Below are 14,344 nucleotides of genomic sequence, written 5' to 3'. Positions count from 1 at the left end.
TTATGCGTGTTATTTTGATAACGGTTCAGGATAGGCCAAAAAGCGCCGCTGATACTATTGAATTGTCACGTGCGCGCCAATTTTCGTGTCACGCTGTGGTTATTCAGGCTTGCTTCAGGCGCCGCCCAGGTAACCGTTCTGGCGCCAGGCTTCAAACACCACCACCGCCACGGTGTTCGACAAGTTCAGGCTGCGGTTGTCCGGCCGCATGGGCAGGCGGATGCGCTGGGCGGCCGGGAAGCTGTTGCGCAGGGCCGGGTCCAGGCCGCGCGTTTCCGACCCAAACACAAACACGTCGCCGGGACGGAAGGCCGCATCGGCGAACGGGGATGAGCCATGGGTGGTCAGGGCGAACATGCGCGCCGGATCGGGCTGGCAATCGGCCAGGAAAGCGTCCCAGCTCTTGTGCACTTTCATGGTGGCGTAATCGTGGTAATCGAGGCCGGCGCGCTTCATCTTGGCATCGTCAAGCGGAAAGCCAAGCGGCTCGATCAGGTGCAACTGGGCGCCCGTGTTGGCGCACAGGCGGATCACGTTGCCGGTGTTGGGCGGGATCTCGGGTTCTACCAATACAACGTGGAACAAAATCATTCTCCTGTCATCGAATTAATGGGGCGGTGTGCGGGCGAACACAAAATTGCTCACGCGCGCGGCGCCAAAACGTTTGAACGTGCGCGCCAGTTCGTTCAGGGTGGCACCACTGGTCATTACATCATCCACCACGCCAATGTGCCGGCCGCGCACCAGGGCCAGGGCATCGGGCGCCACAATAAAGGCGTGGCGAATGTTGCGGCGCCGATCGGCTGGCGCCACGGCCGATTGCGCCTGTGTTTCGCGGGCGCGCAGGGCCAGCTGCGCATGCAGTGGCACGCCCAGGGTGCGCGCGAGCGGGCGCGCAATTTCCAGCGCCTGATTAAAGCCGCGCTCAATCAGCCGCTGCGGGCCCAGCGGCACCGCACACAGTACATCTGGCAGGGCTTGCGGCCGCTGGCCCAGCGCAGCCTGGCCCAGGCGCTGTCCCATCCAGGGCGCCAGCGCCAGACAGGCGCCAAACTTCAATTGCAGCACCAGCTGGTCGACCGGGGCGGCATAGTCGGTCACTGCCACCGTCGCGTCGTAGGCGGGCGGGGCGCTCTGGCAGGCCGCGCACGGCCACCGTGCGTCGCGCGCCGCCAAGGGATTGGCGCAGCAGCGGCAGCGTGCCGGCGCTGGCGCCAGAAAGTGCGCCTGGCACGGCCCGCAGACGGCGGCGTCGCTGTCCATGCCGCACAGAGCGCAGCTGGTCGGCAACAAAGAGGCGCTCAAGCTGCGCGCCAGCTGCCACGGCCAGCGCGAAGCCAGGGCGTGCAGGCAATGGCGCATCGGCTTGAATTCCCACAAACGGGTACACTGCTGCCATTATCGCATTTCAGCGCCCCTTGTTTGCGCTACCGTCTGCTCCCATACCATGTCTTCTCCTCAAGCTCCGTCCAAAATGAGCGCGCCCATTGACCTGGCGCGCGTGCGGCAATTGTTTGCGCATCCTGCCCGGGTGGCGACAGCCGACTTTCTACGCCGTGAAATTGCCAAGCGCATGCATGAACGGCGCGAGCTGATCAAGGTGGCGCCAACGCGGGTGCTGGATGCCGGCTGCGGCAGCGGGGCCGACCTGGCTACCCTGCAGCGGGCCTATCCGGCGGCCCAGGTGCTGGGGCTGGACGGGGCCCATGCCATGGCGCTGGCGGCCGCGGCGGCCGCGCCGGTACCTGGCGCGCTGAACCAGCTGCTGGGACGGCTGCTGCCTGCCAAGGCCGGGGTCGATGTGCTGTGCGCCGACTTCGGCAATCTGCCATTGGGGCCGAACTCGGTCGACCTGGTGTGGTCGAACCTGGCGTTGCACTGGCATCCACAGCCTGACCGCGTGTTTACGGAGTGGCGGCGCGTGTTGCGGGTCGACGGTTTGCTTATGTTCTCCAACTTTGGGCCGGACACCCTGCGCGAGCTGCGCACGGCATTCGCTGCCATGGACGAGTCGCCCCACGTGCTGCCGTTTGTGGACATGCACGATTTCGGCGATCAGCTGGTCGAGGCGGGTTTTTCCACCCCGGTCATGGACATGGAGCTCATCACCGTCACCTACGACACGCCGCACGCCTTGCTGGCCGACGTGCGCGCCCTGGGCGGCAACCCGCTGGCCACCCGTGCGCGCGGGCTGGCGGGGCGGGCCGCCTGGCAGCGCCTGTTGCAGGCGCTGGAGGGGCAGCGCCGCGCCGACGGCAAGCTGGTGCTGAGCTTTGAAGTGATTTACGGCCATGCTTTCCGGCCCGCGCCGCGCGTCACGCGGGCAGGGGAAGCCATTATCCGCTTCCAGCCGCGCACATAGCCGGCCAAAAAGGTGGGGCCAGAGTGTGCAATGTCAAGTCCCACGCCCATGGAAAGGCGCATTTGTCCTTGATGCAGGTCGTGTTCCTTTAGTATAATCAACGACTAATTTTGTCGACTGTGCCCGTAAGAGCGTGAAATTTGAGCGTGGATATCGGACGGACAACAGTGGGAAGCAATAGCAAACAGCATGGGCAAGGGCGCTGCGGCACCCGTAACACGCTGTCACGGTTCCAGCCGAATTGACCGCTGCGCGCGGAAAATCGGCTCAGGAGCCTTTTTGTGCGATGGTTTCGGAGCGTTCGACCGTTCAACAGAATGGCCGGACCTTTAAAAAGTATTATTATTTTTGGGTGGTTGGGGAAAACATGACATATGCAAAGCGACTTCACGCCTTGATGCTTGGCCTGGCAATTTCGGCCAGTGTCCCGGCCCTGGCACAGGGAGTAGAGGGGCGTCCGGTAGCCAATCAATTGAATCTTCAAATGCCGGTCACCAAGATCGCATCCGAGATCAACGATCTGCACACCTGGATGATGATCGTCTGCCTGGTGATCTTCGTCGCCGTGTTTGGCGTGATGTTCTACTCGGTGTTCAAGCACCGCCGCTCGCTGGGCCACAAACCCGCCACCTTCCATGAATCGACCGCCGTCGAAATCGCCTGGACCGTCGTTCCCTTCCTGATCGTCATCGGCATGGCGCTGCCAGCGACCAAGACCGTCGTGGCGATGAAAGACACCTCCAACGCCGACATCACCATCAAGGCCACCGGCATGCAGTGGAAATGGGGTTACGACTACCTCAGCGGCGAAGGCGCCGGCATCAACTTCTACTCCAACCTGTCGACCCCGCGCGAACAAGTGGGCGAGCCTGGCGTCAAGCCAACCGTGGCACGCGGCATCAACTACCTGATGGAAGTCGACAACGAAGTCGTCGTTCCGGTCAACAAGAAAATCCGTATCGTCACCACCGCCAACGACGTCATCCACGCCTGGATGATCCCGGCCTTCGGCGTCAAGCAAGATGCGATCCCTGGTTTCGTGCGCGACACCTGGTTCAAGGCTGAAAAAGTCGGTGTCTACCGCGGCCAGTGCGCCGAGCTGTGCGGCAAAGAACACGCCTTCATGCCGATCGTTGTGCGCGTTGTCACCGATGCCGAGTACAGCACCTGGGTCGCTGGCAAGCAGAAAGAAATGGCAGCACTGGCCGATGATCCATCGAAAGTGTGGACCATCGACGAACTGAAAACCAAGGGCGAAAAAGTCTACGCCGCCAATTGCGTCGCTTGCCACCAGGCAAACGGCAAGGGTGTGCCAGGCGCCTTCGCTGCGCTGGATGGCTCGGCTGTCGTGAATGGCCCGAAAGCGGACCAGATCCACGTGCTGCTGAATGGCCAGAAGAGCGGCAAGTTCCCATCGGAAATGCCAGCATGGAAGCAACTGTCGGATTCGGATATTGCTGCGGTGATCACCTACACCCGCAACAGCTGGTCGAACAAAGCTGCAGAAAACATCGTTCAACCAGCCGACGTTCTGGCTGCACGCAAGTAATCGGGAGTACATACTATGAGCACAACTACTTTGGACAAAGCCCACGGTCACGACGACCACGCCCACGACCATCCGCACGGTCTGAGCCGCTGGCTGTTTGCGACCAACCACAAGGATATCGGTACCCTGTACCTGTGGTTCTCCCTGATCATGCTGCTGTCGGGCGGTGTTCTGGCCCTGATGATCCGCTCCGAGCTGTTCCAGCCTGGCCTGCAGTTCTTCCAGCCTGAGTTCTTCAACCAGCTGACCACGATGCACGGTCTGGTGATGGTGTTCGGCGCCATCATGCCGGCCTTCGTCGGCTTCGCCAACTGGATGATCCCGCTGCAAGTGGGTGCCTCCGACATGGCGTTTGCGCGCATGAACAACTTCTCGTTCTGGCTGCTGCCGCCTGCGGCCCTGCTGCTGGCCGGTTCCTTCTTCGTGCCGGGCGGCGCCACTGCTGCCGGCTGGACCCTGTACGCGCCACTGTCGACCCAGATGGGCCCAGGCATGGACATGGGTATTTTCGCGATGCACCTGATGGGCGCCTCGTCGATCATGGGTTCGATCAACATCATCGTCACCATCCTGAACATGCGCGCGCCAGGCATGACCCTGATGAAAATGCCGATGTTCTGCTGGACCTGGCTGATTACCGCCTACCTGCTGATCGCCGTGATGCCAGTTCTGGCCGGCGCCATCACCATGACCCTGACCGACCGTCACTTCGGCACCTCGTTCTTTAACGCTGCCGGCGGCGGCGACCCGGTCATGTACCAGCACATCTTCTGGTTCTTCGGTCACCCCGAGGTGTACATCATGATTCTGCCGGCCTTCGGTATCGTCTCGCAGATCCTGCCAGCATTTGCCCGCAAGCCACTGTTCGGCTATGCCTCGATGGTCTACGCCACTGCCTCGATCGCGATTCTGTCGTTCATCGTCTGGGCGCACCACATGTTCACCACCGGCATGCCAGTGACCAGTCAGCTGTTCTTCATGTACGCCACCATGCTGATCGCGGTACCGACCGGCGTCAAAGTGTTCAACTGGATCGCCACCATGTGGAAGGGTTCGATGACCTTTGAAACCCCGATGCTGTTCTCGGTGGGCTTCATCTTCGTGTTCACCATGGGCGGCTTCACCGGCCTGATCCTGGCTGTGACCCCGATCGACATCCAGCTGCAAGATACCTACTACGTCGTGGCGCACTTCCACTATGTTCTGGTGGCAGGTTCCCTGTTCGCCCTGTTCGCCGGCTTCTACTACTGGTCGCCAAAGTGGACTGGCCACATGTACAGCGAAACGCGCGGCAAGATTCACTTCTGGGCATCGTTGATCACCTTCAACATTACCTTCTTCCCAATGCACTTCCTGGGTCTGGCCGGTATGCCACGCCGTTACGCGGATTACCCTGCGCAGTTCACCGACTTCAACGCCATTGCCACCATCGGCGCCTTCGGTTTCGGTCTGTCGCAAGCGTACTTCCTGTTCTTCGTGGTACTGCCAACCATCCGTGGCGGCGCCAAAGCTGCCGACAAGCCATGGGATGGCGCGGAAGGTCTGGAATGGACCGTGCCTAGCCCGGCCCCGTTCCACACCTTCGAAGTGCCACCGACGGTCAAGTAATGCAACCCGGCCCGGACGCAGCGCGTCCGGGCCATTGAACTGGCAAGCACACCCCATGTCTGAACCGAAGAAACCGAATAACGCAAGGACCGGCCTGATCATCGGCGGCATTGCAGTCTTCTTTTTTGCCATGGTGTTCATCAAGCGTATCTGGCTGTAATGGCACACGAACAATCCGGGCGCCTGACGCTCAACCGTCAAATGCTGGGCAAGCTGGTGGTGATTGCCGTGCTGATGTTCGGCTTTGGCTATGCGCTGGTGCCGGTGTACAAGCAAATGTGTGAAGTGCTCGGCATTAACGTGCTGACCGCGCAAGATGGCATGGCGACGTACGACAGCAAGAATACGCAGGTCGACAAATCGCGCAGCATCGTTGTCGAGCTCGATGGCAATGCACAAGGTCCGTGGCGCTTTCGCCCGACCACGCGCAATGTCACCGTGCATCCTGGCGAGCTGACCACCGTGATGTACGAAGTGGTCAACACCCAGGCGCGGACAGTGCAGGCGCAGGCGATTCCGAGCTATGCGCCGCAGTCGGCCACGCCGCATTTTAAAAAGGTCGAGTGCTTCTGCTTCAAGCAGCAGACGCTGGGCCCGAATGAAGCACGGCAGATGCCGGTGGTGTTCTACATCGACCCGGCCGTGCCGCGTGAAGTGAAAACGATCACGCTGTCGTACACGTTTTTTGAGATTGCAGGTACCCAGACGGCGGCCCGCTGAGGATGACGGATGAAGCAAGAACCGGCAGGCGAACGCAAGGCTTCGTTCGGGGCCACCATGAAGGCGGTGTTCTGGTCGTTTTTTGGCGTGCGCAAGCGCAGTGATTACGAGAAGGATTCAGCGAGCCTGAATCCGGTGCACGTGATTATTGCCGCGCTGATCGCCGTGGCCTTGTTTATTGGCGTGCTGGTGACGCTGGTGCGCATTGCCGTCGCACAGTAAGAGTACGATTTCGTAGTAACAGTATATTCACCGCATACAAAGTTTGATTTAGGAGATGAAGATGAGTTCACCACACGCCGTACCGCACTATTTCGTGCCGGGTCCGTCCAAATGGCCAATGGCAGGCGGTATTGCGCTGCTGCTGACCATGATTGGTGCATCGGGCTGGGTCAATGGCGCCGCCTGGGGCCCTGCGCTCAATATCGTCGGCATCCTGGCGACCCTGACCGTGCTGTATTTCTGGTTTGGCGACGCGATCGGCGAATCCGAAGCAGGCAAATACGGCAAGAACATCGACCTGTCGTTCCGCTGGTCGATGAGCTGGTTCATCTTCTCGGAAGTGATGTTCTTTGGTGCCTTCTTTGGCGCGCTGTTCTACGCACGCACGATCTCCCTGCCTTGGCTGGGCGACCTGGACCACAAGATCATCTGGCCAGACTTTGGCGCGCAGTGGGGCGAAAGCCCTGCCGGCACCGTTGATGCGTACAGCAAAATGGGCCCGTTCCCGATTCCGACCATTAACACCGCTCTGCTGTTGCTGTCGGGCGTGACGCTGACCATTTCGCACCACGCGCTGCGCGCCGGCCACCGTGCCAAGACCGCCTTCTGGCTGTTTGCCACCGTGCTGTTGGGCGCGACCTTCATGGGCTTCCAGGTCTATGAATACATGCACGCTTACAGCGAACTGAACCTGAAGCTGACCTCGGGCATCTACGGTTCGACCTTCTTCATGCTGACCGGGTTCCACGGCTTCCACGTGACCATGGGCGCGATCATGCTGTCGGTGGTCCTGTACCGTGTCATGAAAGGCCACTTCACTGCCGAGCATCACTTCGGCTTCGAAGGCGCTGCCTGGTACTGGCACTTTGTCGACGTTGTCTGGCTGGGCCTGTACGTCGTCGTCTACTGGCTGTAAGCACACCGAGGGCGCAGACCCTCGCGTCACCATAAAAAAACCGGGGACAGACCACCACAGCGGTGGGCCTGTCCCCGGTTTTTTGACAGAAAGGGTGGCTGCTTAGTGGCGGCTTAGTGAATGCCGGTGGGCTGGATCCAGCCCATGTAGTGGGCGCCCAGCAAGAGCAGGAACAGGGTAATCGACAAGCCCACGCGCAGCGCCAGCGCATGTACGGTACGATTGCTCTTGCCCTTGTCGCGCATCAGAAAGAACAGGGCCGAGCCCAGGCTGCCGATGATCATCAAAAAGGCGAGGGCGACGAGGATTTTCATGCTGAACCCGAACAATATAGATAAGGCTCCATTGTAATGCGTATCGGTTTCCGGTTTCGGACGATCCCCTTCGTGGCCACGGTGCTGCTGGTGGCGCTCGGCGTCGCGCTAGGCCAGTGGCAAGACCGCCGCGCCGCCACCAAGATCGCGCTTCAGCAGCAAATGAGCGCGCGCGCCGCGCAAGCGCCGCTGGTGCTGGGGCCCCAGCTGCAGGAGGCGGCGCCACTGGAGCTTCGCACCGTGTCGGTGGCTGGCGAATTTGTGGCCGACTGGCCGCTGTTTCTCGACAACCGGCCGCAGCAGGGCAAGGTCGGCTTTTACCTGCTGATGCCCTTTAAAATTGCCGGTTCCAATACCCATGTGCTGGTCGCGCGTGGCTGGCTGCCGCGCTACACTGGCGAGCACGACCGCCTGCCCGAGTTCGACACCCCCAGCGGCACCGTGATCGTCACTGGCATTGCGCGTGCTGCCATGGGCAAAGTCATGCAACTGGGCCAGCCGCCGGCCGTGGCTCCCCGCGCAATCCTGCAAAACCTGGAGCCGGCGCAATTTGCCGCAGCCAGCAAGCTTAGCGTGCAACCCTTCTTTATCGAACAGACCGGCCCATCAGTGGCGGGAGAGAAACTGGTGCGTGACTGGCCGGCCCCTGCGCTGGGTGTCGAAAAGCACCAGGGTTATGCATTTCAATGGTATGCGCTGGCCGCGATGGCGCTGCTCTTTTTTGTGATTACAGGATTTCGACGTGGAACAAAATAAACCAAACCAGGCGCGTGGGCGCTGGAAACTGCTGGCTGTACTGGCTGTGTGCGCATCGCCGCTGATCTTTTCCTACCTGACCTATTACGTGATCAAGCCGGAGGGTCGCACCAATTATGGCGACCTGATCGATCCGCGCACGCATCCGATGCCGACTCTGGCCGTTAGCGAACTGGACGGCAAACCCGCCGCGCTCGACGCCTACAAAGGCAAGTGGGTCATGCTGCAAGTGGCCTCTGGCGCCTGCGACAAGCAATGCACGGACCAGCTGATCGCCATGCGCCAGTTGCGCCTGATGCAGGGCAAGGGCATGGAGCGCATCGAGCGTGTGTGGCTGGTGTCGGACGACACCCCGCTCAGCATTGAACTGATGAAATGGATTGATGGCACCCGCATTTTGCGCCTGAAGCCTGAATCGCTGGGCAACTGGCTGCCAGTGGAGCAGGGCGGCAAGGTCAGCGACCACATGTACATTATTGACCCGCTGGGCAATTTGATGATGCGTTTCCCGAAAGACGCCGACCCGAAAAAGGTATCGAAAGACCTGGGCAAGCTGCTCAAAGCGTCGGCGATCGGCTAAGCCATGCAACTGCCTCACTTTGTACAGCTGGCCATCACCGGCCTGCTGGCGGCAAGCGTGCCGCTGGCCATGGTGTGGATGTCGTCGGACCCGAACAAGTTCCGCAAGCTGGTCTGGCTGACCGCCTTCCTGACGTTTGACCTGATTGTGTTCGGTGCGTTCACGCGCCTGACCGATTCCGGCCTCGGTTGTCCGGACTGGCCCGGCTGCTATGGCATGGCCAACCCCTTCCTGGCGCACGAGCAGATCGTTGCCGCCGAAGCCTTGCTGCCCAGCGGCCCGGTGACCGTGGTCAAGGCCTGGATCGAAATGATTCACCGCTATCTGGCCATGGGCGTCGGCTGCCTGTGTGTGGCCTTGACCGCCACCGCCTGGATCCAGTGGCGCAAGAAGCGCGCCGCTGAATTCCGGCCCGGCCTGCCGACCGCGACCTTGCTGGCCGTGTGCGTGCAAGGCGCGTTTGGCGCCTGGACCGTCACGCTCAAGCTGCAGCCCGTGATCGTCACCATTCACTTGCTGCTGGCCATGTGCCTGCTGGCCATGCTGTGCTGGCTGGGCGCGCGCCAGGATGCGGTACTGGCCCCGCCCAAGGCGCCGGTGCAGGTCAAGGGCCTGCGCATGCTGGCGCGCTGGGCGGCGCTGATCCTGTTCATCCAGATTGCCCTGGGCGGCTGGGTCAGCACCAATTACGCCACCCTGGCCTGTACCGGTTTCCCCCTGTGCAACGGCGAAATGATCCCTGCGCTCGACTTCGAGCACGGCTTCACCTTGTGGCGCGAGCTGGGCAAGACGGCCGCTGGCCACTACCTGCCGTTCTCGGCATTGACTTCGATTCACTGGGTGCACCGCAACTTTGCCTATATCGTGCTGCTGGTGCTGGGCCTGACTGCGTGGCGCGCCTGGACCGTACCTGGCCTGGACAAGCACGCGCGCCGGATCGCCATCGTGCTCGGTGTGCAAGCTTGCACCGGCATTGCCACCGTGTATTTCAACTTCCCGCTGGCCATTGCTGTTCTCCATAACGCGGGCGCTGCGCTGCTAGTGGTACTGGTGACCATGTTAAACTACCAGACCAAGACCCGTTTCAGCGCGCCTGCGCCAGCAAGACCAGAACAATGACAACCCAGACTGCTACACAAAAATCGAGCAACCGCATCGCCCAGTACTGGGCGCTGACCAAACCGCGTGTCACCCAGCTGGCTGTGTTCTGCGCCGTGATCGGCATGTTCCTGGCCGCGCCTGGCTTGCCGGACATGCAGAAGGTCCTGTTCGGCACCATCGGCATCTGGCTGCTGGCAGGCGCCGCCTTTGCCGTGAACTGCATCGTGGAAGCCGAAATTGACGCGCGCATGGCACGCACCGCACGCCGCGCCACCGCCAGCGGCGAGCTGACCAAAAGCCAGACCATCGCGTTTTCCACCATCATTGGTGGCGCCGGCATGTGGGTGCTGTACGCGCTGGTCAACCCGCTGACCATGTGGCTGACCTTCATTACCTTTGTTGGCTACGCCGTCATCTACACCATGATCCTGAAGCCGGCCACGCCGCAAAACATCGTCATTGGCGGCCTGTCGGGCGCGATGCCGCCTGCGCTGGGCTGGGCTGCCATTGCCAACGAAGTGCCGATGCAAGCCTGGCTGCTGGTCTTGATCATCTTTTTGTGGACCCCGCCGCACTTCTGGGCGCTGGCCATGTACCGGCGCGACGACTACGCGCGTTCCGGCCTGCCCATGCTGCCCGTAACGCACGGCATGAATTTCACGGGCTTCCACGTGTGGCTGTATTCCATTGCACTGGCCGCCACCACCTTGCTGCCGTACGCCGTGCGCATGAGCGGCCTGATTTACCTGGTGTCTGCGCTGGCGCTCAATGCCGTCTTCCTGTGGCATGGCTGGCGCGTGTACAAGCACTACTCAGACATCATCGCGCGCAAAGCGTTCACCTGGTCGATCATCTATTTGTCGCTGCTGTTTGCCGCGCTGCTGGTGGACCACTACTTCAAATTCTAAGATGAAAAAACTGTTCGCCCTGTGTGCCGGCGTGGCCTTCACGCTGTTGCTGGCCGGTTGCGACAAGCTGGCGCCAGCGCCGGCCGCGGCCCCGTTCAACGCGGTCGACATCACCGGCGCCCCTTACGCCAGCAACTTTGCCCTGACTGACCATACCGGCAAGCCGCGCACCCTGGCCGACTTCAAAGGCAAGGTCGTGTTCCTGTTCTTCGGCTTTACCCAGTGCCCGGACGTGTGCCCGACCGCGATGAGCAAAATGGCCCAGGTGCGCACCGCGCTGGGCCCCAAGGCAGACAAGCTGCAAGTACTGTTCGTGACCATCGATCCCGAGCGTGACACGCAGGAATTGCTGGCCCAATACGTACCGGCTTTTGATCCATCCTTCATCGGCCTGTACGGCGACGCCGCCGCCACCGCAGCAGTCGCACGCGAATTCAAGGTGTTCTATGCCAAGTCGGCCGGCACCACGCCGGGCAGCTACAGCATGGACCACACTGCCGCCAGCTTCGTGTTCGACCCGAGCGGCAAGATCCGCCTGTACGTGCGCGACACCGCCACACCGCAGCAGATCACACAAGATATCGAACGGTTGTTAAACTAGGGGCACAACAACCACCTGAAGGTGCGCATGGAACCCCGCAGCGGCAAGAACCTGGCCTCAATCGCCGCCATTACCCTGCTCGGGGTTGGCTGTTTATACGTGCTGCGCCCCTTCCTGGCGGCTATTTTATTTGCCGCCGCTGTCGTCATCTCCTCCTGGCCGATGTATCTGTTCCTGCTCGCGCGCATGAACGGCCGGCGCACGATTGCCGCACTCACGCTCACGCTTTCCTTGCTGCTGGTGGTGATCTTGCCGATCGCCCTGGTTGCCTACAATCTGGCCGACGACGTTGGCCGTCTCTACGATCAACTCAGAATTGCAGTCGACAGCGGCCACGTCGAACCGCCGGCCTGGCTGCGCCAGTTGCCGATGGTGGGCGAATGGGCTGACAAATACGTGCGCGATCTTGTATCCAGCCGTGAACAGATGATGGAGCTGGCCAAGCGCATGCTCGAGCCGGCGCGCCATTACGTGCTCGATGGCGGCATCCTGCTGGGGGCGGGCGTTGCTCAAATGAGTCTGGCCGCCTTTGTCAGCTTCTTCCTGTACCGCGACGGCCACGCCCTGCTGGGCGCGATCCGGGTTGCCATGGAGCGCATCATTGGCGCCTCCGCGCCGCGGGTTGCCAGCACCGTCAGTCATACCGTCCGAGGCGTCATGTATGGCCTGCTGGGAACGGCGCTGGCGCAAGCGCTGGTCGCGGCGCTCGGCTTTGCCATTGCCGGCGTGCCCGGCGTCCTGCTGCTGGGCTTTGCCACCTTCGTGATGTCCCTGGTGCCGGTGGGGCCGCCCTTGATCTGGGGCGGCGCTGCCATCTGGCTATTCAACCAGGGCCAGACCGGCTGGGCCGTATTCATGGTGGTGTGGGGTCTGGTGTTGATCAGCGGCGTCGACAACGTCGTCAAGCCGATGCTGATCAGCCGCGGCAGCAGCCTGCCGTTCCTGCTGGTGCTGCTGGGCGTGCTGGGCGGCGTACTCGCTTTCGGCTTTGTCGGCCTGTTCATCGGCCCCGTGCTGCTGGCGGTGGGCTACTCCCTGATGCGCGAATGGACCGGCATCGAACCGGCCACCGTCACCGCCACCTGAGCTGCCCCAATAAGCTGCGTCCCCATCACCGAGGTCAGACCCAATGTTTTTTAATCGGGGTCAGACCTCAATACTGCATCTTTTCCCTTGCTGCCACTAATCGGGGGCAGCGCTCAATACGGCATCTTTGTCCCGCGCTGCGCTGCCGCACGGCGACGAGTTGTCGTGCATTGGTGACCCTTTGACAAACTGGATGCCTCTATCGCGCCCAAATTCTTGCACAATTGAGGTCTGACCCCGATTAAAAAACATTGGGTCTGAGCACGAGTTGCGCGGTCAGTCTTGTTCGTCGGGGTCGCCGCTGCGGGTGGTTTGGGGGATGACTTTTACCAGCACGATGCGCGGGCCGTTCATTTTTTTGACGACGATGTCAAAGTAGGGGAACTCGATCTTTTGCCCTTGCTTGGGGATGTCGCCCAGCTTGACCATGATCAGGCCGCCCACCGATTCGACTTCGTCCAGCCCCAGCGTTTCGTTGTCAATGTCGCGCCCCAGGATTCGCTCGAGCGAGAAGATCGGCAAGCTGGCCTTGCCAATCAAGGTCCCGTCCGGCTGGCGCAGCCAGTCGTTTTCGTTGAGACGGAATTCGTCACGGATTTCACCGACCATCGCGCCAAGTAAATTGTCCAGAGTGATGAAGCCGACCGGGCGCTTGCCCTTTTCGCCAATCAGCGCAAAGTGCGGTGCGCCGTCGCGAAAACGGCGGAACATGGTTTGCGCCGGGGTGCGTGCGGACATGGTTTCTACCGGCCGAAGGAAACTGCTCAGGTCGGCAATCTTCTTGCCGGCCTGCTGGGCGAAGAACAGGTCTTTCAGGTGGATCACGCCCAGCACGTCTTCGCCATTGGCGTCGAAATAAGGGTAGCGGCTGAAGCGGTTGCGCACGACCGTCTGCAAGTTTTCTTCCAGCGATTTGTTGGCGTACAGGGCAATCACCTCGTTGATCGGCCGCATCAGGTCGGCCACCGACAACTGGCTGAAGTCCAGCGACTGGGCCAGGATGTGGCGCTCGTCCCGGGTGAACTTTTCGCCCGGCTGGCTGGTGCGCAAGATCAGCTTGAGTTCTTCGGTCGAGTAATGCGCGTCATGCCCACCAGCACCGGACAGGCCGGCCACACGCAGCACCGCGTTGGCACTGCCATTGAGCAGATAGATGGCGGGGTACATGACCCAGTAGAAGGCGTACAGCGCCGGCGCGGTCCACAGGCCAACGACTTCCGGATTGCGAATCGCCATCGATTTTGGCGCCAGCTCGCCCACCACGATGTGCAAGAAGGAAATGACACTGAAGGCAAAGATGAAGGCCACCGTGTGCACCAGTGCCACCGAATCGATGCCCAGCGCCATAAACAGGGGGCTCAGCAATCCGGCAAAGGCGGGTTCGCCCACCCAGCCCAGACCCAGCGAGGCCAGGGTGATACCCAACTGGCAGGCGGACAAATAAGCGTCAAGCTGGCCATGCACTTTGCCCAGGATGCGGCCGCGGAAGCCCTGGCTCTTGGCAATTGCCCTGACGCGGGTTGGACGCAGCGCCACCATGCCAAATTCGGCGGCAACAAAGAAACCGTTCAGCACGACCAGAAACAGGGCGAGCAGAACCAATAAGGCATTTTGCATAAAA

16 protein-coding genes are annotated in these 14,344 nt (G+C 61.3%); 12 read left to right on the top strand and 4 right to left on the bottom strand.

Annotation, left to right across the window (positions count from 1 at the left end):
* Positions 1 to 114 precede the first annotated feature (114 nt).
* Together trmL and BUC24_RS18240 are read right to left on the bottom strand one after the other, a co-directional pair.
* Positions 115 to 585: a tRNA (uridine(34)/cytosine(34)/5-carboxymethylaminomethyluridine(34)-2'-O)-methyltransferase TrmL gene (gene trmL, locus BUC24_RS18245; RefSeq protein WP_073220329.1), complete on the bottom strand. Its 471-nt coding sequence runs from the start codon at positions 583 to 585 to the stop codon at positions 115 to 117.
* A gap of 21 nt (positions 586 to 606) precedes the next feature.
* Positions 607 to 1,362: a ComF family protein gene (locus tag BUC24_RS18240; RefSeq protein WP_073220326.1), complete on the bottom strand. Its 756-nt coding sequence runs from the start codon at positions 1,360 to 1,362 to the stop codon at positions 607 to 609.
* A gap of 112 nt (positions 1,363 to 1,474) precedes the next feature.
* Between BUC24_RS18240 and BUC24_RS18235 the strand changes: the two genes are divergently transcribed.
* The 6 genes from BUC24_RS18235 (at position 1,475) to BUC24_RS18210 (ending at position 7,377) form a co-directional block, all read left to right on the top strand.
* Positions 1,475 to 2,362, top strand: coding sequence for a methyltransferase domain-containing protein (locus tag BUC24_RS18235; protein WP_083598986.1), 888 nt, complete (start codon positions 1,475 to 1,477; stop codon positions 2,360 to 2,362).
* Positions 2,363 to 2,729: 367 nt separating this feature from the next.
* Complete coding sequence (gene coxB / locus BUC24_RS18230; RefSeq protein WP_073220323.1) at positions 2,730 to 3,911, top strand: cytochrome c oxidase subunit II; 1,182 nt, start codon at positions 2,730 to 2,732, stop codon at positions 3,909 to 3,911.
* 15 nt (positions 3,912 to 3,926) lie between these two features.
* Positions 3,927 to 5,519: a cytochrome c oxidase subunit I gene (gene ctaD / locus BUC24_RS18225; protein ID WP_073219395.1), complete on the top strand. Its 1,593-nt coding sequence runs from the start codon at positions 3,927 to 3,929 to the stop codon at positions 5,517 to 5,519.
* Between the two features lie 159 nt (positions 5,520 to 5,678).
* Complete coding sequence (locus tag BUC24_RS18220) at positions 5,679 to 6,239, top strand: cytochrome c oxidase assembly protein (protein ID WP_073219392.1); 561 nt, start codon at positions 5,679 to 5,681, stop codon at positions 6,237 to 6,239.
* A gap of 9 nt (positions 6,240 to 6,248) precedes the next feature.
* On the top strand, positions 6,249 to 6,461 hold the full coding sequence (locus tag BUC24_RS18215; protein ID WP_073219388.1) for a DUF2970 domain-containing protein: 213 nt from the start codon (positions 6,249 to 6,251) through the stop codon (positions 6,459 to 6,461).
* Positions 6,462 to 6,516: 55 nt separating this feature from the next.
* Positions 6,517 to 7,377 carry a cytochrome c oxidase subunit 3 gene (locus BUC24_RS18210; protein ID WP_373887977.1) on the top strand — a complete coding sequence of 287 codons (861 nt, stop codon included), beginning with the start codon at positions 6,517 to 6,519 and terminating at the stop codon, positions 7,375 to 7,377.
* A gap of 113 nt (positions 7,378 to 7,490) precedes the next feature.
* Here the strand turns inward: BUC24_RS18210 and BUC24_RS18205 are convergent, their stop codons facing one another.
* Entirely contained in the window at positions 7,491 to 7,691 is a 201-nt protein-coding gene (locus BUC24_RS18205; RefSeq protein WP_073219382.1) for a twin transmembrane helix small protein, read from the bottom strand.
* 36 nt (positions 7,692 to 7,727) lie between these two features.
* On the opposite strand from BUC24_RS18205, the gene BUC24_RS18200 reads away from it, so the two are divergent.
* Genes BUC24_RS18200 through BUC24_RS18175 form a run of 6 tightly spaced genes read left to right on the top strand, consistent with a single transcriptional unit; the run spans position 7,728 to position 12,723 of the window.
* Positions 7,728 to 8,447 (top strand): SURF1 family protein, encoded by a 720-nt coding sequence (locus BUC24_RS18200; protein ID WP_073219379.1) that lies wholly within the window; start codon positions 7,728 to 7,730, stop codon positions 8,445 to 8,447.
* Positions 8,434 to 9,027 (top strand): SCO family protein, encoded by a 594-nt coding sequence (locus BUC24_RS18195; protein ID WP_073219376.1) that lies wholly within the window; start codon positions 8,434 to 8,436, stop codon positions 9,025 to 9,027. Before BUC24_RS18200 ends, BUC24_RS18195 begins: the two co-directional genes overlap by 14 nt.
* 3 nt (positions 9,028 to 9,030) lie before the next feature.
* The gene (locus tag BUC24_RS18190) at positions 9,031 to 10,146 is read left to right on the top strand and encodes a COX15/CtaA family protein (protein WP_073219373.1); all 1,116 of its coding nucleotides are present in this window, start codon (positions 9,031 to 9,033) and stop codon (positions 10,144 to 10,146) included.
* Positions 10,143 to 11,036, top strand: coding sequence for a heme o synthase (gene cyoE, locus BUC24_RS18185; protein ID WP_073219370.1), 894 nt, complete (start codon positions 10,143 to 10,145; stop codon positions 11,034 to 11,036). The genes BUC24_RS18190 and cyoE overlap by 4 nt, the downstream gene beginning before the upstream one ends.
* Position 11,037: 1 nt before the next feature.
* Complete coding sequence (locus BUC24_RS18180; protein WP_073219367.1) at positions 11,038 to 11,637, top strand: SCO family protein; 600 nt, start codon at positions 11,038 to 11,040, stop codon at positions 11,635 to 11,637.
* 27 nt (positions 11,638 to 11,664) lie between these two features.
* Positions 11,665 to 12,723, top strand: a complete 1,059-nt coding sequence (locus tag BUC24_RS18175) for an AI-2E family transporter (protein WP_073219365.1) — start codon at positions 11,665 to 11,667, stop codon at positions 12,721 to 12,723.
* 276 nt (positions 12,724 to 12,999) lie between these two features.
* Here the strand turns inward: BUC24_RS18175 and BUC24_RS18170 are convergent, their stop codons facing one another.
* Positions 13,000 to 14,340, bottom strand: coding sequence for a hemolysin family protein (locus BUC24_RS18170; RefSeq protein ID WP_073219362.1), 1,341 nt, complete (start codon positions 14,338 to 14,340; stop codon positions 13,000 to 13,002).
* Positions 14,341 to 14,344: the final 4 nt, after the last annotated feature.

Source organism: Massilia sp. CF038 (assembly GCF_900129765.1).
Lineage (GTDB): Bacteria > Pseudomonadota > Gammaproteobacteria > Burkholderiales > Burkholderiaceae_D > Telluria_A.
The sequence above is the reverse complement of the archived record's forward strand: the minus strand, read 5'-3'. Positions and strand labels throughout refer to the sequence as shown.

Coding starts and splice junctions, on each gene's coding strand:
- BUC24_RS18240 (WP_073220326.1), bottom strand. CDS start 1,362: ATGCGCCATTGCCTGCACGCCCTGGCTTCGCGCTGGCCGTGGCAGCTG.
- BUC24_RS18235 (WP_083598986.1), top strand. CDS start 1,475: ATGAGCGCGCCCATTGACCTGGCGCGCGTGCGGCAATTGTTTGCGCAT.
- coxB (WP_073220323.1), top strand. CDS start 2,730: ATGACATATGCAAAGCGACTTCACGCCTTGATGCTTGGCCTGGCAATT.
- ctaD (WP_073219395.1), top strand. CDS start 3,927: ATGAGCACAACTACTTTGGACAAAGCCCACGGTCACGACGACCACGCC.
- BUC24_RS18220 (WP_073219392.1), top strand. CDS start 5,679: ATGGCACACGAACAATCCGGGCGCCTGACGCTCAACCGTCAAATGCTG.
- BUC24_RS18215 (WP_073219388.1), top strand. CDS start 6,249: ATGAAGCAAGAACCGGCAGGCGAACGCAAGGCTTCGTTCGGGGCCACC.
- BUC24_RS18210 (WP_373887977.1), top strand. CDS start 6,517: ATGAAGATGAGTTCACCACACGCCGTACCGCACTATTTCGTGCCGGGT.
- BUC24_RS18205 (WP_073219382.1), bottom strand. CDS start 7,691: ATGAAAATCCTCGTCGCCCTCGCCTTTTTGATGATCATCGGCAGCCTG.
- BUC24_RS18200 (WP_073219379.1), top strand. CDS start 7,728: ATGCGTATCGGTTTCCGGTTTCGGACGATCCCCTTCGTGGCCACGGTG.
- BUC24_RS18190 (WP_073219373.1), top strand. CDS start 9,031: ATGCAACTGCCTCACTTTGTACAGCTGGCCATCACCGGCCTGCTGGCG.
- cyoE (WP_073219370.1), top strand. CDS start 10,143: ATGACAACCCAGACTGCTACACAAAAATCGAGCAACCGCATCGCCCAG.
- BUC24_RS18180 (WP_073219367.1), top strand. CDS start 11,038: ATGAAAAAACTGTTCGCCCTGTGTGCCGGCGTGGCCTTCACGCTGTTG.
- BUC24_RS18175 (WP_073219365.1), top strand. CDS start 11,665: ATGGAACCCCGCAGCGGCAAGAACCTGGCCTCAATCGCCGCCATTACC.
- BUC24_RS18170 (WP_073219362.1), bottom strand. CDS start 14,340: ATGCAAAATGCCTTATTGGTTCTGCTCGCCCTGTTTCTGGTCGTGCTG.